Source organism: Flavobacterium sp. FlaQc-49, from assembly GCF_044005985.1.
Classification (GTDB): Bacteria; Bacteroidota; Bacteroidia; order Flavobacteriales; family Flavobacteriaceae; genus Flavobacterium; species Flavobacterium cupriresistens.
Genome location: NZ_JBIPCS010000003.1, coordinates 508,430 through 529,906, shown reverse-complemented (window position 1 = coordinate 529,906; position 21,477 = coordinate 508,430). Strand labels below are relative to the sequence as shown.

Below are 21,477 nucleotides of genomic sequence, written 5' to 3'. Positions count from 1 at the left end.
AGGTCATGGCAACAAAACTTACCACCATTACAGGGCATTATCATAGTTATGTAGAAGATCAGGTGTTAACCCACTATCAGCTCAATGAAACTATTGATTATTTTGATGACCAAAATCGATTGGATAGAATCTCTCTTACGGGTACAGGAATTGTTTGTGGCTTTCAGCTTTCTGCCAATGCCGACTATTCTACCGTAACCATAACACAAGGAACCGGAATTACGACAGACGGGGATTTGATAAAATTAAAAAAAGAGACAGACAAGCCATTGTCCATTCTCCTTAAACAAAAATTGTTTACCGTTGATTTTGCCAAGATCGATTACAAATCCTACCGATTGTTTGATAATGATAAAGGCAAGTACCTTCCTTTTAAAGACATCAACAATGTGATCCTGCCGATGTGGGAATTACTGCCTGAAAAACCACTCGGAACTCCTTTGGAAAGCGGGGAATCTTTATTAACCAGTTTTGTTAATTTAAAAGATCATGTTGTAATACTGTATCTTGAAAATTATACCAAAGATGCCTCTTTGTGTGATGAAATTGATTGTTCCAATAAAGGTGGTGAAGAAATTTTCAATATCAGAGTTTTGGTAGTGAGCCAGGCAAATGCCAATAGCATTATTGGTAAAAATGGTTTTCCGGAAAAAGACAGTCTTTACAATAAATATGACGTTTTTCAAAAATACAGTCAGCTTGACGAATTGGGGGTCAAAAAAGTAATCCCAACCTTTAACAGTACCTCAACAACCAATCAGATCAAACAACTTTTTAATACGGTGGTCAATGATAATTCGTTCCGAATTGACTTAATTGCCAATTTAAGTACTGTTCTTTCGTCCTTTGGTTATTCAGCTCCGCTTTTAAGTATTGTTAACCGCATCAATATTTTATTTACAATTGACCCGAACAATATCCCGGCAGACATTCATTATCGATACGATTTATTAAAAGATATCGTGGCGACTTACAAAGAATTGAAAGACCTTTTCATACAACTCAAATCAGAATGCAATCCATCTATTACTTCATTTCCAAAACATTTATTGCTGGGAGTGGTAACCGATAACAGTCGCTTTAAAAATTACAGACATCAATTTTACAAAGCGTCTCTTTTAGATCAGAACAAAACGTTCAGCAATTTTGACTCTTTGGTGCGAAGACTTAAAGGTATTTTAGATAATTATCTGGTAACTGCTAATAGTATTAAAATTACCCCTTCCAAAACAATGGGTAAATTAGGTGCTAAATCGGTTCCTTACTATTACAATGTCGATGACAATTTATTGCATGCCTGGGATTTTGAAAAAAGCAATCTTTATATTCATCAAACCAATTTCAGTTACCACACGACTAATCTGTTGAACAACGATTATATCAAAGCACCGCTGGGGTATTGCATAGACGATTATGATTTTTACCGAATCGAAGGTTATTTGAATGATAGCGTTGATGATGTAAAAACGTTTCTAAATGCAAAGAAAATCGAGTACGGATTGGATTTTGATTTTTACATCCTGGACATCGTTGAAAATGCAGCCGATCTAAAAGTTTTATTCAACACCAATTATTCGTTTGAGCATAAAGCCGGTGTAAAAAAAGGAGGAACTTTATTACTGCTGAAATCAGGAGCCACCTTCATAACCGATTTTGCCATTGAGGGAAAAATAAGTCCCGACAGCGGATTGGGCTGTTGCGCCATTACAGAATGCATGTACCCTTGGATCAGTTCCTTAAAATACATCAATAATTTATCGCGAAGTCTTAAAGGAACACCAAGTAACATCAAGGCAATGCCAACGCATTATATTCTTAATGTGAGAAAGTACAGCATCAACGGGGTGAATTTAATCACTGCTCCGGTCATCGTCAGAATTCCGTTGACCGATGTGTTTTTACGCAGACTTCATGTGGTCATGCAAACACTCAACACCCAATTTCCGACAGGTCTTTTGTTTGATTTTATTGAAGAACAAAAGAAACTCAAAATCATGAAATTGGACAAAGATAAATTTGAATTTGAAGTTCAGGACATCACGCAAAAATCGACTAGTCCTGTCTATAAATTTACGGAAACCGGAGTGACCAGAAATGGCAGAATCTATCGTGCTGAAGGTATCACCTGCTCGGTTCTTAATGCACACAATCAAAACATCTATCGAAAAATTCACAGCAACTATGATCCGATCAATAAGGATGATGACGCCTTTGGAAGATTTGATGAAGACTGGAGAAAATGGGAGATCCTTAAAAAACGTTTAATCCGTCATACCGCTATCGCTAACTACCGCAGATTTATTGACAATTTTGAACACTTCGAGAATATTCCAAGCGTAGATGTAAATAAAAGTGTGGGACTTGAATTACGTGAAATTGCACGTGCTCTTCGCGCTGCCGATACAAGAGTTACCGATATTTATATTGGAGGAGACTGGACCAATGGGAACTGGGTAAACAGCACCATGTGCAACTACTATAGTACCATGCCTTGGAGCACCAACGATGATGTAGTTTTATTCATCAACCTTAGAAAAAAATTACATAATGAGGATCGTGTGAGCAAATACATGATTCACATCAACAATAATATAAACATAAATGTAAGTCAGTTGGCCGGAGTAATCAGTTTGTATTCTAAAAAAGCAGAGTTTTATTTTCAGAAACCGACAGAAGGAAATTTTATTAAGATACCGGTATAAAAAAAGATAAGCTTCAGACCAAATAAAGCTAGCGAGTCTGAAGCTTATAAGGGGCGGCAAACCATCGAAAACACATGAGAGAGACGAGATAAAAGATACACGAGTGCACCACACGACGCAAACAAAGCAAACAACAGAACAAATGCCCAGTATTCCCACATCGGGAGTATCAAAGATAGAAAAAAAAATCAAATTACCAAATAAAAATGACTAAAAATTCACATAGCATCCAAAAAGTTTTTTTAGAGATAGACACCCATTCTATGGTGATGGCTGATGCTATCAAAAACAACCTTGCTGTGTTTATAGAAAAGGAGTTGGTTCCCATCTTAGAGGAACAATTTAGTCACATTAAAAACCCTGATAATCAAATCATTCAAATAGAAAAACTGGAAATTTCTATCCAATCCGATGCCGAAAAAAATGATGCTTCCTTCTTTACCAGTGAGACCAAAAACGATATAAAAAACCGAATCGAAAAAGAGATTCAAAAGGCTTTACAGGACGTACAAAAAACGTCTAAAAATGAAGTCGAAGAAGCACCCGAAATGCGCATAATTTCTTCAGACGATAAACAAATCAAAACCTTACTATATTTCATAGAAAATGGAAGTATGCCCTGGTGGACTACCAGTGAAGAAGAAATCACTTTTTTTGAAATAGTAAATTCCAATACATTTCAAAATGATCGTTTTAAACTTTCCTTTCACAAATTAATACATCAAAAAAGGGTTCAAAAACGTATTATCAATCAATTCTCTAATTCTGAAATTGCGCTTTTGAGTGCCGTTTTTTTAAGTTCCGAAGTGAATCAAAAAACGCTTTCAAAAAACAGTTTATTAGAAGTACTCTCTAGTCAGTCGCACGAATTTAAAGCTTCGTTTTGGCAAGTGATTTTTGAGATTTGGACCGATCAAAAAGTAGCTTCCCTTATCCCCTTTTATTACAAAAATCAAGCTCTTTTTTCATCAAAAAACACAACACTTGAGCTTTTCATTCAAAGCATAAAAACCTTTTTTCCGCTTCCCATTAATGACGATGAGCTCCTGCAAATAAAGACTGCTTATTTGATTTCTAAAGAAACCAAACCAATTATAAAGCCCTCTCTTTCAAAAGGTAATAACGAAAAAAACAGGATTAAAGGAAAAGAAAAAGAACAACCTTTTCCTGATACAAATTCGGATACTACTAAAGAAAAATATGCCTCGGAATTGGCATCAGAAACGCCTTTGATAAAAGAAGAATTATTAATTGAAAAGGAGAACGATGAACTTCAGGAAGACAATAGCGATTTCAAATCCTGTTATGTGAAAAATGCAGGTTTAATCCTCTTGCATCCCTTTTTAAAAGAAATGCTAAAAAGCTGTGATTTAATAGATGATAACAACATCCTTTTAAACAAAGAATTGGCTGCACATCTTTTGCATTATGCTGCTACCAAAAGAGAAAATGACTACGAACATGCCCTGCTTTTTGAGAAGTTTTTATGCGGAATCCCATTGCAGCAGTCCATACGAAGAGAGGTTAAAATTAACGACAAACACAAACAACAAGTAGAAGAAATGTTAGACTCTGCCGTGTATCACTGGTCGGCTTTAAAGAATACTTCTACAGCTGTTTTAAGAAGCGAATTTCTGCAAAGAGAAGGCAAATTGGACTGGAGTGAATCGAATCCAAAATTGTCTATTGAACGAAAGACGCAGGATCTTTTACTCGAAAAAATTCCGTGGAATATTAGCATTGTCAAAATTCCGTGGATCGAAAAATTAATCTATACCCAATGGTAAAAATTTATAGTTATGAGAGCATTTGAAAAACGAAAAAAAGACAATCCTTCTAACACTACTTTTTTTAGCTCTAAAATTCAAAAAAAGCTAAAAACCGGAAGTGTGGGAGATCAATTTGAAGTAGAAGCGGATCATGTAGCAGATAAAGTGGTGAATAAAAGTTCGGCTGATAGTGGTCTTTTACAATCGAAAGAAGAAGTGCAGCAAAAATCTGTTTCAGAAACGATTTCTTCCGTTCAAAGCAAGGAAATGAAAGAGGAACCTGCACAGAAAAAAGCAGAAGAAAAGGAAGAGCCGGTTCAAAAGAAAGCAGAAGAAAAAGAAGAACCCGTGCAGAAAAAAGCAGAAGAAAAAGAGGAACCGGTACAAAAGAAAGCGGAAGAGAAAGAAGAACCCGTGCAGAAAAAAGCAGAAGAAAAGGAAGAACCTGTACAAAAGAAAGCGGAAGAGAAAGAAGAACCCGTGCAGAAAAAAGCAGAAGAAAAGGAAGAACCGGTACAAAAGAAAGCAGAAGAAAAAGAAGAGCCTGTGCAGAAAAAAGCAGAGGAAAAGGAAGAACCTGTTCAAAAGAAAACAGAAGAGAAAGAAGAACCTGTACAGAAAAAAGCAGAGGAAAAGGAAGAACCGGTACAAAAGAAAGCGGAGGAAAAAGAGGAAAAGAAACCCAAATCCCACGTTGAAAATAATTTAAAAAAAGGAGGCGGAAATCCTCTGGGACGGGAGATCAGACTGGAAATGGAGAATGCTTTTGGAGTTGACTTTGGTGCCATCCGAATCCATACCGACGAAAATGCGGTTACCATGTGCCAAGAAATGGGTGCGCAAGCTTTTACCAATGGTGTGAATATCTATTTTAATAAAGGAAAATACAACCCCAACTCCGGTGAAGGTAAAAAACTATTGGCTCATGAACTGACGCACACCATTCAGCAAGGAGTAACAGGCAAAAAGAAAAAATAAAGTACCAAAACGTAGTTATCATGAGTTCTTTTTCTAAAAAAAATAATTCTCTTTCCAATCGCGCCGTTCCGTCAAAGGAACAGGGGGAAGAGTCTTTTTTTGGAGTTCAGGCAAAACTGAATATCGGGAAATCCAATGATAAATACGAAGTTGAAGCCGATGCTACGGCAGACAAAATAGTTTCAAACAAAGAGAGCAATTCCAAGGGATTCTTTACTCCAACCCAAACTTCTTTAGTTCAAAAACAAGCGGCAAAAGAAGATAATGAAGTCCAAAAAAAGGAAGAAAAGGAAGAGAAAGAACCCATTCAGAGAAGCGCTACGAGTGATACGACTCCTACAAACACTTCCGCTTTAGAAAGTAAACTTCAAAGCAGTAAAGGTGGTGGATCTCCATTAGGAAATGCAGCAAAAAAAGAAATGGAATCGGGCTTTGGAACCGATTTTAGCGACGTAAGAATCCACAACGATGCTACCGCCATTCAAATGAATAAAGAATTAGGGGCACAAGCCTTTGCCAGCGGAAACGACGTTTATTTCAATCAGGGAAAATACAATCCGGAATCACAAAGCGGTAAACACCTGCTCGCTCATGAGCTTACCCATACTTTACAGCAAGGGGCTAAACCCGATATCCAAAAACAGAATACACCACATTTAGAAAGTCTGAATGAAATGTTGGATAGTTTTAATGTGCCAGAAGATGAGGTTATATTGATGTGTTCTCAACTTAACGCCTCAGAAAGAGCCATTGTGTTAAGTGACGGCAGTTATAAAAGAAGAATGGCCAGTGCGCTTGATGTAGCAGAAATGACCAGAGCGGTAAACAATTTAGGATTGCCTCTGAATAAAAAACTGGAATGGGTAAAAGAAGCCGCCACTTTTGGAACTTTCTTTATGGCATACAGTGAGATTAAAGATATGATTACTTCCGCAGATCAGCCGCAGAGAGATGCTTTAAAAACCGATACTTGGAAATCCTTTTTTGTTGATGTTTGCACCGATGCCACTATCATCGAGGCTTTAAACGATTTGCAATTTGATCTGATCACTAAATTAACCTGGCTTAAAGCCGAAGTGATCATCACCAGCTGGGAAGTTGATTATGCCATTATAAAACCTTGGATTACACATGCCAATACCACTCAGACCGAAAGAGATTCACTAAAAACAAATGCTACTGTTGGTTTGAATTTCTTTGTTGATATCTGTACCAATACCACCATGGTCGAAGCTTTGAATGATTTGCAATTTGATCTGGTAACCAAATTAACCTGGCTAAATGCCGAAATGTCCGTAACCAGCTGGGAGCTTGATTACGCCACTATAAAACCTTGGATCATTAGCGCCACCCAGGTAGAAAGAGATTCTTTACAAACAAACACCACTGTTGGTATGAATTTCTTTGTTAGTGTCTGTACCAATACCACCATGGTAGAAGCATTAAACGACCTGCAATATGATCTGGTAAATAAATTAACCTGGCTGAACGCCGAAATGATGATAACCCGCTTCGAGCTCGATTATGCCACTATAAAACCATGGATCATACACCCCAATACCTCGCAAGCTCAAAGAGATGCTTTAAAAACAGATCCCTGGAAAGCCTTCTTTGTCACGGTATGTACAAATGCCACCATCACTGAAGCCGTAACCGATTTGAATTTCGACGTCCCCACCCAAATGAGTTGGCTGACTGCAGAAGGTCTTGATTTTGTCGCCAGACTCACCTGGCTTATTAATCATACCACAGATTATGATACCATCAGAACTGAAATTATAAGTGTTTCTATCAGTGATAGACAGGCTGCATTGGCCGACGCTTCTATTCGGGCTTTAATCAACACAAAACTAGCGGCGCCTTTTTCGGTGGGTATTTTCTCCCATCTTCTTTTAGGTTCAATGTATTGGAAAAATCCTGATAACAATGACTTTTTTGCTCACTTTGTAACAAGTGGCGGAAGCGCACCACTACCTCCAACAGCGACAATGAATTGTTGGGAAAGTATTATTTATGCAGCGTTTTTAGCCAATAAAGTAGATGCTGCCTGGATTCAAGCTTTTTACAATACTGCCTCTACTGGACGTGATCCAAATGTACTTATATGGAGTCAATTGGGCTGGAATAGCGCCTTGCCTACCTCTCCGCCTGCAACACCAACTGCAGGACAAATGATTTTTTATACCGAAATTGGTGATCCTTATCCCGGACACGTGGCAATGGCAATCGATGCGACCCATGCCATAAGTCTTTGGTCGCAACCTAAAAACACCTATTTTATACAACGCATAAACATTACAGATCTGACAGGTGTAGTTCAAGTTTCAAACCCTCCATGGTAAAATAATTGAACATGAAAAAGACATTGTTATTATTATTATTTTTAACATTCACTAAATGCAAAAAACCCGTTAACATGAATATTCAAGCCAAAAATGAACTTACTCTTGAAATCGTCTACAGCCAACAGACCGATTCAATTCCGGTTTTGTCAAAAGACAATTCGGGTACTCAAAAGGGTATTGAATATTCCCGAATTGACATCCCAAATCCTGCCCTTGCATTTCCAAAAACATATCTGGAACTCTTTGGTTCTCCTGAGCATCTTATTGGGCGATACGCTTCTGAAAACGGCAAAAAAGACAATACTTTCTTCACTCTTTTCAATAACAATTTTAAATATGTTGCTGTCGATTCTGATGTTATCGATCTCTTAATTACGGACGCCGGAGATTTTTTAAAATTAACTTTCGACTCGATTACTCTGGAAAGAAAAGACGGAACTAAAATTCAATATCCTCTAAGTGGAATGAAAATTATTCCAGCTGAAAATAAAGCTATTTGGGTTATTGGTTTAAACGATACATGGTTAATCGATGCTGATTTTAAAAATATAAAACGCTTTGAGTGGACTGGTGGCATCAACACCATTTCATACAACGATAGTCTTATTTGCTTTAATAAATCACGCGATGCTATTCTTTCGCTGGACAAAAACGGTGTAACAAAATCAGAAAAAACAGCCTTGAAATATGGCTACTTTGAAAATTTAGCAGGCTACTGGGGCAACCAATATATTACTTTGGAAGGTACTACTTTGAGATGGTATGATGGTGCCGAATTAAAAGGAGAAATCGGACTGCAATCAGCCGGAGTTCTGAATAATGGTGAAGCTTTTATTTCCTATACTAAAAACAAAACCACTTATTTACTATCGAACTCCTTATCAAAAAAATGGGCGCTTCCGGAAAATTTCGACAAGCAAATTCTCCCTGTTGTTTTTGAAAAAGAGAATGGTTATTCAGCGTATAATTTATCCAACTATTATGAATTCAGTAAAAATGGAACAACAGCCGAGTCCTTACATGTTATAAATGAAATGCAATACCAAAAGGGTGTTGCCCCTTACAGATGGATAATTGGACAAAGCCACTATTTTAAAATCGTTAATTACAACCAGTTGATTCTATCAATAGCAGGTCCTAAAGAAATAATTTTGATTGAAATAAAGAGCCCCTTTTAGATTATGGAATAACAAATGAAACGAAAAGTTTATGAGTACCTTTCCAAAAAAGTCAAATTCTAACTCAAAACATTCCCCTTCGACAGCGGAGAGAGGAGAAGAATCCTTTTTTGGTGTACAGGCAAAGCTCAACGTTGGCAAATCAAATGATAAATTTGAAGCCGAAGCTGATGCTACAGCCGACAAAGTAGTCTCTAATAAAAAAAATAATTCGAAGGGATTTTTTACTCCACCCCAACCCGCTTTAGTTCAAAAACAAACCGCCAAAGAAGATCAGGAAGTACAGACCAAGGAAGAAAAAGAGCCACTTCAAAAAAGTGCTACAACGGATACCAATCCTACCAATACCTCAGCATTAGAAGGTAAACTTCAAAGTAGCAAAGGCGGTGGTTCTCCGTTGGCCAATCAAACAAAAGAGGAAATGGAGTCGGGTTTTGGAGCCGATTTCAGCGATGTGAAAATCCACAGTGATTCTAACGCCATTCAAATGAATAAAGAATTGGGATCACAGGCTTTTGCCAGCGGAAACGATGTGTATTTCAATCAGGGAAAATACAATCCCGATTCACAAAGCGGCAAACATTTACTTGCCCATGAGCTTACCCATACTTTACAGCAAGGAGGCAATAAACCCAACATTCAAAAAGAAGATCCACCCAACCATCTGGACAGTCTAAACGAAATGCTGGATAGTTTTAACGTTCCCGAAGATGAGGTGATATTGATGTGCTCTCAACTTGAAGAATCGGAACGAGCAACGGTTTTGGCGGATGGTAGTTATAAAAGACGAATGGCCGATGCACTCAATGTAGCTGAAATGACCAGTGCCGTCAACAATTTAGGGTGGACTCTGGATAAAAAACTCGAATGGGTAAATGCTGCGGCGACTTTCGGAACTACATTTATGAGCTACAGCGAGATTAAAGGAATGGTAATCGCTGCAGACCAACCCCAAAGAGACGCTTTAAAAACCGATACCTGGAGAAGCTTTTTTGTTGGAGTTTGCGACAATACGACTATGGTGGAAGCCTTAGACGATTTACAATTTGATCTGATCACCAAATTAACCTGGCTAAAGGCAGAAATGACCATAACCAGTATGGAACTCAGTTATTCCACTATAAAACCCTGGATCACACACACCAATACCACTCCGGCTGAAAGAGATTCCCTAAAAACAAATACGGATGTAGGTATGAGTTTCTTTGTTGATGTTTGCGACAATACGACTATGGTGGAGGCCTTAGACGACTTACAATTTGATCTGATCACCAAATTAACCTGGCTAAAAGCAGAAATGACCATAACCAGTTGGGAACTCAGTTATTCCACTATAAAACCGTGGATCATTCACACCAATACAACGCAAGCGGAAAGAGATTCCCTAAAAACAAATACGGATTTAGGCATGAGTTTCTTTGTTGATGTTTGTACCAATGCCACAATGGTCGAAGCCTTAGACGACTTACAATTTGATCTGATCACCAAATTAACCTGGTTACACGCCGAAATGACCATAACCAGTTGGGAGCTCAATTATCCCACCATAAAACCGTGGATCATTCACGCCAACACCACACAAATTGAAAGAGACTCCTTAAAAACAGAGGAATGGAAAGCCTTTTTTGGCAGCGTTTGCACCAATGTCACGATCATCGAGGCCTTAACCGATCTGCAATTTGATTTAAAAACTAAAATCGAATGGACCCGAACAGAAGCCGGTTTAGAAGAAGTCAAACAAATTATCGAACTCGCCACAAAAGCAGATCGTGATTTGGTATGGAATGATGCCGCCTACCTCGCCTCTCTTCGTTCAGAAGTTGGAGACGACTATTATTTATGGGTAATTATTAAGTTAAGAATGCTGTTTGTTGGAAGTATTGCGCATACTTCTGCTGTAGATGCTGACGCCGCAATTCAAACGCATCTGTCTGCTTATGTAGGCGGTGGGGTGGCAGAAGGACGTCAAATTGAAGGATTTGTAGCCGTTGTTGATACCTTAAACTGGAATATTGCCGGAGAGAACCATTATGGCGCATCAGTATGGGCAACAAAAAACGTAAGTGGTTTTGTAGACAGCGAACGCAGAGTATGGATCGAGCAAAATAGCGGTAACCCCGGTACTATGGTGCACGAGGGAACACACAAATATTCGACGCGGACATTAATAAACCTCAGTCAACCGCTAAATGAAGGAGTGACCGAATATTTTACCAGAATGGTTTGTAACGCAGCCGGAATAAACATTTCAACAAGAACAAATTATCAGGACAATTGGACTACCGCCACAAAATTAGTCGCATTAGTCGGAGAAGCCGTTGTAGCCGCTGCGTATTTTGATGGGGATACAGATACCTTAGAAAGTACTTTTGTTAGTGCCGGAGGTACAGGCTGGAGTACTTTCCTAAATGAAACTAAAAGTGGAAACTGGACTGCTGCCGATGCGTACTTATAAAAAAATAGGGATTTATTGTCTTGTAAGCTTAACACTGGCTACTTGTTCCCGAAAAGACAACAGAAATAATAACCAATTAAAAACAACCAACATGTCAGATTATTTAGAGCATGAAAAAACTAAAATAGACCGTTTAATGCATTCCTTTTCGAAGCCTCTCAAAGAGATTCCTCCTACTCCTACAGCCGATGAAGCAGCTGCCGGATATGCCGTGAGTTATGAGGTAATTGACGAAAATGTTGTTTGTGTCATCTATATTTATGAAAATCAGCAAAAGCATGAGGATGCTCTAAAATACTTTACCGATAACCCGAATGTCAATCTGAAAAATTCATTATTCAGTTCTAACGGACGGCTCTTTTTTTGGGGATATCAAAAAACAGACGATCCAAAAGAACGATATACTTTAAATACCTTAGCAGCTGCTTTTGCAGGTGAAGAGTAAATAATCACAGCTTAGAATAAAGGTTCATGGGAGCATTTCACCAAAAAGCAAAAGCAAATCCTTCAAACTCGTCCGGACTAAATTCGAGACAGGGCGAGGATTTTTTTGGTGTACAGGCAAAGCTTAACATCGGAAAATCAAATGATAAATTTGAAGCCGAAGCCGACCATGTAGCGGAAAAAGTAATCTCCAATACGCAAAAGAATACAGCACCGGAACCTTTTTTCAGTCCCTCTCCTATTGCTCAGAAAAAACTAAATGACGTACAGAAAAAAGAAGAAACCGAAAATACTCTTTCTGAAAAACCAATAGCTGAGAACATCAGTCCGGTGGGTCAGTTAAAATCGGAAAAAGAAGAAACAGTCCAAAACAAAGTTGAGGTTGCGACTCCTGAAATAATTCCGTCTGTTGAAAGCAATCCTTCCATTTTGCATTCCAATTCAGAAAAAGAAGAAACGATTCTAAACCAAACAGAAGTTGCTATTCCCGAAACAACAGCAGTAGGAGAAAACAACGCTACTCTTTTTCATTCGAGATCGGAGAAAGAAGAAACCGCTCCAAATAAAATCGAAGTTACAACTCCTGAGGCAACTGCAACTGTTGAAAAAACGCCGACACCAAAGCCATTGATTCAACAAAAGAAAGTCGAAGAAGAAGTTCAATCCAAAGAAGAAGAGGAAACGCAGTCAAAAGAAGAGGAAAATGGACTCCAAATGAGTGCGGGTGCTGATGCGGATCCTAACGACAATTCTGATCTTGAAACCGATTTAAACAATAGCAAAGGTGGTGGTTCTCCGCTTTCGGAAAATGCCAAAACAGAGATGGAATCAGGGTTTGGAGCCGATTTCAGCGATGTAAAAATCCACAATGATTCCAATGCTGTTCAAATGAACCAACAACTGGGCTCTCAGGCATTTGCAAACGGGAATGATATTTATTTTAATGAAGGAAAATTCAATCCCGACTCTCCATCCGGAAAACACTTGCTTGCTCACGAACTGACACATACTGTTCAACAAGGTGCATCAGCTCCTGCCGTTCAAAAAAAGGAAGAAGAACCCAACAGTTCAGCACCGGAAAATTCAGGAACCGAGAATACCTCGTCTGAGAACACTTCTTCTGAAAACACCTCTTCTGAAGACACTTCAACACAACAAAATCAATCGTCTCAATCCAATAACGGAGGTTCAACTTCTGATAGTACAGCAGCCGATCAAAACACTTCTGGAACCGATTCGACTTCGCAATCGGGTACACCCGCAAATGATACTCAAAACCAATCGGTACCGGGAACACCCTCAGATTCAACCAACCAGTCAACGACAAATGCAAGCGGAAATGAAGAGGCCAACCAATCAACAACACCAGCAACAGCAAGTCAAAACAACGAGTCTACCAGCAGTGATTCATCGGGTGGTACCGGTACAACTTCGTCAGAAACCACCTCAACATCTTCTACCGGTGGTGCAGAAACGGGTGGTGGTTTTGCCAGTTATGATTTGTTTATTGCTTATGTTGAAGAGAAAAAACAAGCCTCTATTACCTATTTTACAAATCAAAAAACAGCACTTACAGACGGAATCAATGAGGAGAAGAGAAAAACCAAAGAGGCTGTTCAAACCGAAATCGACCGATTAAAAGAAACCAAAAGAGCGACTCTTGAAAAAATCAATAAATCCTACGAACAGGCAAGCAATGCTATAAAAGAAAAACGAGACACTGAAATACAACAAGCAAAAGATACCGCCATTGAAGAAATAGCAAGGGTAGATGATGTCATCCTAACCAAAAAAGAGTTACTTACCTCTATCGCCGAGGATAAAGCAAAAAGTGTGACTACTACAGGAACCGAAGAATCTACCAATGCTCTCAAAACTACTTCTGCCAACATTAAGCAGATTGACGCCATTATTCAGCAGAAACAAAGCCAATATAGCGGCAAGGACAATGCCGGCGACATTGTTGAAGCCGCCTGGTCCAGTAAGCCTGATACCATTCAGAAAATTCAGGAAGCGGGTGATCTTATTTCTTCCGAAGTCATTTCGCATTCCTTAAAATTAGCCGGCAATTATCGCGAAGATGCGACGAATGTTTGCTCCGAATTTGGTAACAAAAAAGAGGAAGCAATAAAGGCAATCAATGACAAAAAAGACGAAATCATCAAGGCCGTAACCGAATCTGCGGCAAAATCACTCACTTCTCTGGAGGAAGAAACAACCAAGTTAAAAACCGAACTAGGAACCAGCATCACTTCGCAAATTGCCGTACTGGAACTGATCCCGACAAAAATAGATACGGAATTAGACGATATTTTAAAAACCGGAATTTCAAATACTGATAAAAATCAAACAACCACACTGGAAGAGATTGATAAGTTCAAAACCGACATCAGTGAAATTTACTGGTATAACGAAGAAGTGACAGAAGCACAAAATGATTTAGGCAAAGCTATTGACGAACATCATAAAGACGTTGACAAATACATTAAAGACGTCATCAAAAAAGTGTCTGATGTTACAACAGAATTCAAGACTAAATTTATTTCAACTCAGGACACCATTAATACTTCTTTATCTGAAACAGCAAGCGGCTATCAGGAATCTGCCGACAAACTAAAATCAGATACCGTAAAAGAAATTAATGGCAGCGCAAGAGAGGCTGAAACCGATACCAAAACCGTGGCAGATGATTTGGGTTCAGGCTTACAGGAACAAATTGATAAAAGCGAAACCAAATGGAACAGTCAACTTACTGACGACGTCTCTAACATGCACGAAACGGTAAGCAAAGGTCTGGAACAGCAAACAGAAATAGTAAACCAGTTTACCGCCAATCTCGACAGGGAATTCAATCGTTCCAGTTCCTGGTGGGATACGTTCACTGATTTCATATCCGGAATGGCAAGAGGTTTTGTGGAAGGTTTTACCACTTTGATCACTACTATAGGAAAAGCAATGGGAACTTTAATTTTCTGGATCATTGTGATCATTATTGTCATCATAATCCTCGTCCTGATCTTTAAATTCGGAATTGCTTTGGCTGTTATCCTGAAAGTACTGCTGGTTGTCGGAATTGTTATAGCGGCTCTTTTTGCCATCTATTACATCTACAAGGCGGTCACTACAGAAGGTTTAAGTCCTTACGAAAGAGGACGATTATTCGGAAGAGCTCTTTTTGAAATTGCTTTAGCCCTCGTCGGAGCAGGTGTTTATTCCCGATTAGTTGGCTGGTTGGCACGCATCGCAAGAATCTCGGCAATTGTAGCAAGAGTTGGAGGGCTGGCGCGATTCCTCAGAATTGTTGTTCTTGTGGGAGATGTAAAAGCCTTTATTGCTCTGATCGACAGCATGGCCAATATTGAAAGATTGCTGCTATTAATCGAAAAAATTAAAGACGTTAGCGGGCTGATTAAACTACTGACTAGCGCAGATGATGTAGCCCGAATAATTGAAGCATTACTCGCCGTTGGTAAGGCTGATGAATTACTTAGTATTCTGACCAAAGCAGATGATATTGGCCGGGTTTTAGCCCTTATCGAAAAAGGAATAGTAGCCGGTCATGCCGAAAGCCTGATCACCATAATGGGGAAAGCAAAAGAGCTCGTCAAATTAATTACGATACTGGAACGTTCGGGCGATGATATCGGAAGACTAATAAGAGTACTGAACAAAGCAACTGATCTGGACAAAATGATCATTGCTATCGAACGTGTCGGAGCATCCAATCTCGGAAGATTAATCACCTTAATCGAGACCGCCGACGATACTGCAGCATTGCTTCGAATTGTAACCAAAGCCGCAGATTTTGCCACCTTACTAAGAATAGTAGAAGAAGCGACAGAAGTAAATAAAATAGTAGCCCTATTTGACAAAGTTGCCGAATTGGATAAACTGGTTATAGCCTTTGACCGATTTGCAGACACCGATCGCTTACTGGCAGTATTTAACGGGGTAAATGAATTCAACAAGTTGGTTACTGTTCTGGGAAGAAGCACAGCCTTAGATCGTCTAGTTCCTTTCCTCGAAGGATTAGCAGATATAAACGCAGCCCTACCAAAATTAGATGGCTTGGCTGCTGAATTGGATGATTTTGTAAGATTCCTTGACGAAGTGGGAATGACTATTGGCAAACTGGAAAGAATCCTTCATATGGAGAATTTAACCGTAGCCAAATTAAGAAATCTATTGACTCAGGCCGGTGGCATTGTAGATGATTTGATGAGAGTACTAGATGAAATTAAGGATCTTGATAAAATAGCCAACTACATCACTCATTTTGGTAATTTTGCTGATGTACTGGCTGTCGTTGACAAAGCAATTGCATCCGGTTTATCACGTGCTACTTCGGGATCTACTTTTATTCTTGAATTTCTTGACGCCTGTGCGGCACGCGGGTTTAAGAATGTTGGCAAAATAACAGAATTTTTTAATCTGGTGTTAAGCTATCCAGGGGCAAGCCTAACGACCTGGAGACAAACCCTTCAATATGGAATAACTTTCTTAGATGCCGGATGTTTAGGGCGAACCGCTAAAGTGGGCGGAAGAACAGCTCCCGGATCGGGAGGCATAGCTAAAAGAATGCTAACACTCGCTGATGGATCATCACTTGAAGTTACAGTAGAAGCCCATGATATTCTACACATGATCAGCAGGCATACCTGGAAATATTTTGCAATGGTTCTGAATAATTGCAAAGGACAAAACAGCATGTGGCCACTTAATATCGGAGCCAGCGAAGTTAGAGCTTTGGCTACTGATGCTCTAAACTCTGTTGAAGTACAGAATTTAGTACGAACTATGTTACCGGGCGATAGTAAACTTGTTCAAATTGGTGCAAATGAAGTAAGGGTAAATCTAGGACCTAGAGGTATTGTATCTATGTATCCTAAACCCGGTACTCCTGATGTTCCAAAATTACTGATGCAGGCTGCCGTTGCCTTATGGCAAAGTATTTAATATTAATCATTAACTTTACCTGAATAGATTTTTATAAAAAATTATTTTATGATAGAATTCATTTTACAAAATCCAGATAGTGAATACGGAGATTCATCTTCCCAAAACAATATGAATGTTGATCAGTATTTAAAAATCAAGCCCGATTGGGAACCTGCTTTGGAAGATACTACATTAAATTTCCATCCATTATCAATATCTCAAAATTCAAGGTTAAATCCTTTTGGATTCATCGATTTCATTCTACCTCAGTTAACTGAAATAGAACAACGTTTAAAAAACAAGCAATTTGCAATCTTAAAGACCACAGGTGACTGGACACCAACATTCTTTATTTTTGAACCCAAAGACAACATAACCTATTTTTCGGCTTTAGGCCTACTCCCTGAGCCTTTTTCATCCTATTATCCGCTAACCAATTCCCCTATGTTTATCAACGGTGACATAAACCAACAGGAAGAATTATATAATTTCATTCGTTTAAACCCAAATGATATAACTCCTGATGAAAGTTATCCCGACATAAAAAATATTGAATTTAACACCTCGCAACTCATTTTATCTCTTACTGAACAAGTAAAATTAGGAAATGAATTAATTGAATTTTTAAGAAAACCATCATGAAAACACTATTTGAGATTCTAAAAAACCAATTCATCTTTCAGCTTGACACTCTTTTTCAGGTAGAAAATCCAGCGGAAAAATTCATTGTCAGAAAACTGGATGCTACGGGATTTGTGAACGAATTCATCATAGAAAATAACCTGTCCGAAACCGATATACTGTTACTGGCATTGGCACTGGTTCCCAATATTCATCCCGATTTTTTAAGCTCCATCATAGCCGAATACCTACCCAATGGTGGTGAATTACCCGAATTTGGCGGCATAAAAACAAAGAACCACCGCGGGATTTTACCAACGGGTGAAACTGCTCAATTTTTAATCGCAGGAAACCATCTCGAGGACAGAATCTCCTTTTATAATTACCTGCACAACAAGTCTTTCCTTTATCAAAAAGGAATCATCAAAATAGACTCGGTTAGCAATGGCGAACCCAAACTAAGCGGTTTGCTTGTTTTAGATGATGAATATGTCGAAAAATTCATTACCGGAAAAATCCTGAAACCGCAGCTCAGCAGCATCTTCCCCGCACAATTAATCGAAACTCAATTAGAATGGGGCGACTTGGTACTCAATTCTACTACTTTAAATAACATTAAAGAAATAGAAACCTGGTTGAAATTTAACGACATCATCCTGAACGAATGGAACATGAAATCCAAAATAAAACCGGGATACAGAGTCATGTTTTATGGTGCCCCGGGAACCGGAAAAACGCTCACCGCCTCCCTCCTTGGGAAGTATACTAAAAGAGATGTCTACAGAATTGATTTATCGATGGTAATTTCAAAATACATTGGTGAAACCGAGAAAAACCTTTCCTCACTATTTGACAAAGCCGCCGACAAAGACTGGATCCTTTTCTTTGATGAAGCTGATGCCGTCTTCGGAAAACGAACCAACGTTCGGGATGCCCATGACAAATACGCCAATCAGGAAGTTTCGTATCTGCTGCAACGCATCGAAAACCATCCCGGATTGGTTATTCTGGCTTCGAATTTTAAGGCGAATATTGATACCGCTTTCACCCGCAGATTTCAATCTATAATTGAGTTTGAAGTCCCTTCCTACGGGGAACGCTTGCGTCTTTGGGAAAATAACCTCCCAAGAGGAATTAGAATTTCTGAGGATGTAAACCTAAACGAACTTTCCAAAAAATACGACATTACGGGCGCCAATATTGTAAACATCATTCAATATGCCTGCCTGAAAACATTAGAAGACGAAAACGAAACTATTAACCTCACGCACCTTCTTCAGGGGATAAAAAAAGAGTATGCTAAGGAAGGGAAAATGATGTGATTAAAATTGTTTTTTTGGTAGATTTGTTTTTAAAATATCCATATTATGACCATAGATTGTAAATCTTCAATCGGCTTTGAAATAAAAGTTAAGACTGGATTTAATAAATAAAAAATGTATAGAACAATTTTCCATCCTAGTAATCAATCTGAATATTATCGTGACAATCAATTGTTATTTAAAGTAAAAAGAAAAAGATTACTTCTCGGAATAAGAAATCAATGTACCATATATAAAAACGATGATTTAGTCTGTGAATTCTATAGTTCAGAATTTATGTTTTTATATTGGGAATTACAAATACTACAACAAAAATTTGACAAAGAAATCACTCTTAAAAAGAAGGGCTCTAACTATAATTTAATGGTAGATATGAAATCCATTTCCATAAAATTTACAAGCAATCCATTTCAAAAAATGATTGGAAAAATATTTATTGATGAAGAGTGTGTGGGAGAAATCAAAAAAAATGAAAAAAAATCTGAAACTCATTTCGACTTTGACTTCTATAATTTTACTGGTTTAGAATATTATATTTTAGTTTTATTTTCTATGTATTCAGTTGGAATTACAGATAGTCCCTAGCGACTTTTAAAAAATACGTATTGTATATTCCTTCTAATTCCAATAGACCCGATTTAACATATATCCTCGTAAAGTATAGCTAAGAAAAAAAAACCATTTTCTCACATACCAATCGGTATTTGTTTCTTATATTTGTCCTACTATTAGTCACAAATCCAAACAAGCTATGAATACTTCTGAATTTATATTGGATAAAATTGCGCCCGTTTTTAACAAACAGGGGTATATTGGAACCAGTTTGTCGGATATTACAAAGGCTACGGGGCTGACCAAAGGGGCTATATATTGCAATTTTGCCAACAAAGAAGATTTGGCACTGCAAGCGTTTAAACTTAATGTCGGTATTGCTATAATTCCGTTGTTTAAGCTGGTGGCGACCAAGGAAGGTGCTATTAACAAATTACACACCATAACCAACTACCATCGCTCCTATTACGATTTGCTCAAGGACAGAGGTGGTTGCCCGATGTTACGGGTTTCTGTTGACACCAAATTTGTAAATCCTCTATTGTTCGAAGCTGCCGAGAAGTTATCTCAAAAATTCATTAATGGACTAACCGATATCATCAGCGAAGGGATTAGCAAAGATGAAATTCAGCCGGATACCGATGTAAACAAATATGCACAACTCATTTTAACTATGATAGAAGGCAGTTCTCTTTTGGCATTCACACACAATGACGACTCCTACATTACGCATGCAATGGATTTCATTGATGACATACTAATTAAAAACATAAAAAAGTAAAAAAATTTAACCCTACATATACCAATCGGTATGTGATAATTTAATTAAAAATGGAAAAAGTATTAAAAACAAAAAGAAAAATCAGATTTCAGGATTGTGACCCTTTCAATCATTTGAACAATGCAAAATACCTTGAATATTTCATTAATACCCGTGAAGATCAAATTGCAGAACACTACAATCTTGATATTTTTAAATTGATGAAAACAACCGCGCTGAGCTGGGTTGTGGCTTCCAATCAGATCAGTTATATGAGACCGGCCTCTACAATGGAAACCGTAGTAATCGAGTCTCAACTGATTCAATATACTGATAATGTTTTACTGGTAGAAATGAAAATGTGGAATGAGAATGAAACAGAACTAAAAGCATTGCTTTGGATAAAATTCATTCATTACAACCTTCAAACAACAAAAGTAGCCAATCACGCTGATAATTTGATGCAATTATTCCAATCGGTTGTGGTTCCTGTTGAGCAAACTGTTTTTGAAAATCGTTATTTAGAGATCGTTCAGAAAATGAAAAGTTATGCTTAAACCGGAGATAACCGCACGCAAAGTTTAGTTATAGTATTACGAATTCTTTTTAGTTTTATACTTGTTTTTTTACACGCAGATTTAGCAGGTTGCACAAATATTTTTTTGAGAGATAAATAAGATCAGTCTAATCCGCTACCCGAGCGATAGCGAACTGGCTAAGCAAATCTGCGTGCAAAAGAAAATCTTTGCGAGCTTTGCGTTAAATTTTCCGCAATCCAACTATAAAGAATAAAAAAAGGGCAGAACCATTCTATAAGGTTCTGCCCTTTTTACATTTCACACAATTACAAAAAAATCTTTCAAGAACTGAATTAAAATTTACTGAGAGCAAGAATTAAATACTATTGTTATTCACATTCTGGCACTATTAATGTTTACACAGTGTTACATCAAAACTTTATTTATAACCAAAAGAAACCAACACATGAAAGAAACCCTTTTTAAAAATCTAACCTTCTCCCTGATCATAACAAATATTTGGACAATTTGTGCTTTCTTCATTTATTTCTTTGAATCACCTGGCTGGTTTCATGGGTTCGGGGTTTTTGGTTTTTACTTAAACAGTTGTTGGGTTTCCGGGGCAATTGGAGTGATTTTAATACTATTAAGATTCTTTTATTTTAAAAACGACAAGAAGAACAAATTAAGTTTAAGTTTTCTTTATTGCTTTTTCGGCATATTTAATCTGCTTTTATTTGCACTGTTTTTAATACTTGCTCTCTTTGAAATTATAAATGGCGGTTTTTTAGACCTGTTTTTATTTGCCAATCTTATTACTGCAGTTTTTATTCTTTTTGATATTTATAAAACGGTAAAGTTGAGCGATCCTACTAATTAATTCAAGCTGCTAGTT

13 protein-coding genes are annotated in these 21,477 nt (G+C 37.9%); all 13 read left to right on the top strand.

Annotated elements, in window-relative coordinates:
• Positions 1 to 5: 5 nt before the first annotated feature.
• The 13 genes from ACHRV3_RS08700 to ACHRV3_RS08640 all read left to right on the top strand — a co-directional run bounded on the left by ACHRV3_RS08700 (position 6) and on the right by ACHRV3_RS08640 (position 20,621).
• Positions 6 to 2,702 (top strand): hypothetical protein, encoded by a 2,697-nt coding sequence (locus ACHRV3_RS08700; protein WP_395433965.1) that lies wholly within the window; start codon positions 6 to 8, stop codon positions 2,700 to 2,702.
• A gap of 206 nt (positions 2,703 to 2,908) precedes the next feature.
• Entirely contained in the window at positions 2,909 to 4,489 is a 1,581-nt protein-coding gene (locus tag ACHRV3_RS08695; protein ID WP_395433964.1) for a contractile injection system tape measure protein, read from the top strand.
• Positions 4,490 to 4,501: 12 nt separating this feature from the next.
• Entirely contained in the window at positions 4,502 to 5,449 is a 948-nt protein-coding gene (locus ACHRV3_RS08690; protein ID WP_395433963.1) for a DUF4157 domain-containing protein, read from the top strand.
• Between the two features lie 20 nt (positions 5,450 to 5,469).
• Positions 5,470 to 7,791 carry a DUF4157 domain-containing protein gene (locus tag ACHRV3_RS08685; RefSeq protein WP_395433962.1) on the top strand — a complete coding sequence of 774 codons (2,322 nt, stop codon included), beginning with the start codon at positions 5,470 to 5,472 and terminating at the stop codon, positions 7,789 to 7,791.
• 74 nt (positions 7,792 to 7,865) lie between these two features.
• Positions 7,866 to 8,972 carry a hypothetical protein gene (locus tag ACHRV3_RS08680; protein WP_395433960.1) on the top strand — a complete coding sequence of 369 codons (1,107 nt, stop codon included), beginning with the start codon at positions 7,866 to 7,868 and terminating at the stop codon, positions 8,970 to 8,972.
• 31 nt (positions 8,973 to 9,003) lie between these two features.
• Positions 9,004 to 11,427 carry a DUF4157 domain-containing protein gene (locus tag ACHRV3_RS08675; protein ID WP_395433959.1) on the top strand — a complete coding sequence of 808 codons (2,424 nt, stop codon included), beginning with the start codon at positions 9,004 to 9,006 and terminating at the stop codon, positions 11,425 to 11,427.
• A 91-nt stretch (positions 11,428 to 11,518) separates the two neighbouring features.
• Complete coding sequence (locus tag ACHRV3_RS08670) at positions 11,519 to 11,872, top strand: hypothetical protein (protein WP_395433957.1); 354 nt, start codon at positions 11,519 to 11,521, stop codon at positions 11,870 to 11,872.
• A 26-nt stretch (positions 11,873 to 11,898) separates the two neighbouring features.
• Complete coding sequence (locus tag ACHRV3_RS08665; protein ID WP_395433956.1) at positions 11,899 to 16,827, top strand: DUF4157 domain-containing protein; 4,929 nt, start codon at positions 11,899 to 11,901, stop codon at positions 16,825 to 16,827.
• Positions 16,828 to 16,875: 48 nt separating this feature from the next.
• On the top strand, positions 16,876 to 17,451 hold the full coding sequence (locus ACHRV3_RS08660; protein ID WP_230004666.1) for a hypothetical protein: 576 nt from the start codon (positions 16,876 to 16,878) through the stop codon (positions 17,449 to 17,451).
• Positions 17,448 to 18,752 carry an ATP-binding protein gene (locus ACHRV3_RS08655; RefSeq protein WP_047778564.1) on the top strand — a complete coding sequence of 435 codons (1,305 nt, stop codon included), beginning with the start codon at positions 17,448 to 17,450 and terminating at the stop codon, positions 18,750 to 18,752. Before ACHRV3_RS08660 ends, ACHRV3_RS08655 begins: the two co-directional genes overlap by 4 nt.
• 114 nt (positions 18,753 to 18,866) lie before the next feature.
• Positions 18,867 to 19,337, top strand: coding sequence for a hypothetical protein (locus ACHRV3_RS08650; protein WP_395433955.1), 471 nt, complete (start codon positions 18,867 to 18,869; stop codon positions 19,335 to 19,337).
• 166 nt (positions 19,338 to 19,503) lie between these two features.
• On the top strand, positions 19,504 to 20,085 hold the full coding sequence (locus ACHRV3_RS08645; protein ID WP_230004662.1) for a TetR/AcrR family transcriptional regulator: 582 nt from the start codon (positions 19,504 to 19,506) through the stop codon (positions 20,083 to 20,085).
• Positions 20,086 to 20,135: 50 nt separating this feature from the next.
• Positions 20,136 to 20,621: a thioesterase family protein gene (locus tag ACHRV3_RS08640; RefSeq protein ID WP_047778560.1), complete on the top strand. Its 486-nt coding sequence runs from the start codon at positions 20,136 to 20,138 to the stop codon at positions 20,619 to 20,621.
• Positions 20,622 to 21,477: the final 856 nt, after the last annotated feature.

What these genes read in the sequence shown, in the direction of transcription:
- ACHRV3_RS08700 (WP_395433965.1), top strand. Translation starts at nt 6, where the DNA reads ATGGCAACAAAACTTACCACCATTACAGGGCATTATCATAGTTATGTA.
- ACHRV3_RS08695 (WP_395433964.1), top strand. Translation starts at nt 2,909, where the DNA reads ATGACTAAAAATTCACATAGCATCCAAAAAGTTTTTTTAGAGATAGAC.
- ACHRV3_RS08690 (WP_395433963.1), top strand. Translation starts at nt 4,502, where the DNA reads ATGAGAGCATTTGAAAAACGAAAAAAAGACAATCCTTCTAACACTACT.
- ACHRV3_RS08685 (WP_395433962.1), top strand. Translation starts at nt 5,470, where the DNA reads ATGAGTTCTTTTTCTAAAAAAAATAATTCTCTTTCCAATCGCGCCGTT.
- ACHRV3_RS08680 (WP_395433960.1), top strand. Translation starts at nt 7,866, where the DNA reads ATGAATATTCAAGCCAAAAATGAACTTACTCTTGAAATCGTCTACAGC.
- ACHRV3_RS08675 (WP_395433959.1), top strand. Translation starts at nt 9,004, where the DNA reads ATGAGTACCTTTCCAAAAAAGTCAAATTCTAACTCAAAACATTCCCCT.
- ACHRV3_RS08670 (WP_395433957.1), top strand. Translation starts at nt 11,519, where the DNA reads ATGTCAGATTATTTAGAGCATGAAAAAACTAAAATAGACCGTTTAATG.
- ACHRV3_RS08665 (WP_395433956.1), top strand. Translation starts at nt 11,899, where the DNA reads ATGGGAGCATTTCACCAAAAAGCAAAAGCAAATCCTTCAAACTCGTCC.
- ACHRV3_RS08660 (WP_230004666.1), top strand. Translation starts at nt 16,876, where the DNA reads ATGATAGAATTCATTTTACAAAATCCAGATAGTGAATACGGAGATTCA.
- ACHRV3_RS08655 (WP_047778564.1), top strand. Translation starts at nt 17,448, where the DNA reads ATGAAAACACTATTTGAGATTCTAAAAAACCAATTCATCTTTCAGCTT.
- ACHRV3_RS08650 (WP_395433955.1), top strand. Translation starts at nt 18,867, where the DNA reads ATGTATAGAACAATTTTCCATCCTAGTAATCAATCTGAATATTATCGT.
- ACHRV3_RS08645 (WP_230004662.1), top strand. Translation starts at nt 19,504, where the DNA reads ATGAATACTTCTGAATTTATATTGGATAAAATTGCGCCCGTTTTTAAC.
- ACHRV3_RS08640 (WP_047778560.1), top strand. Translation starts at nt 20,136, where the DNA reads ATGGAAAAAGTATTAAAAACAAAAAGAAAAATCAGATTTCAGGATTGT.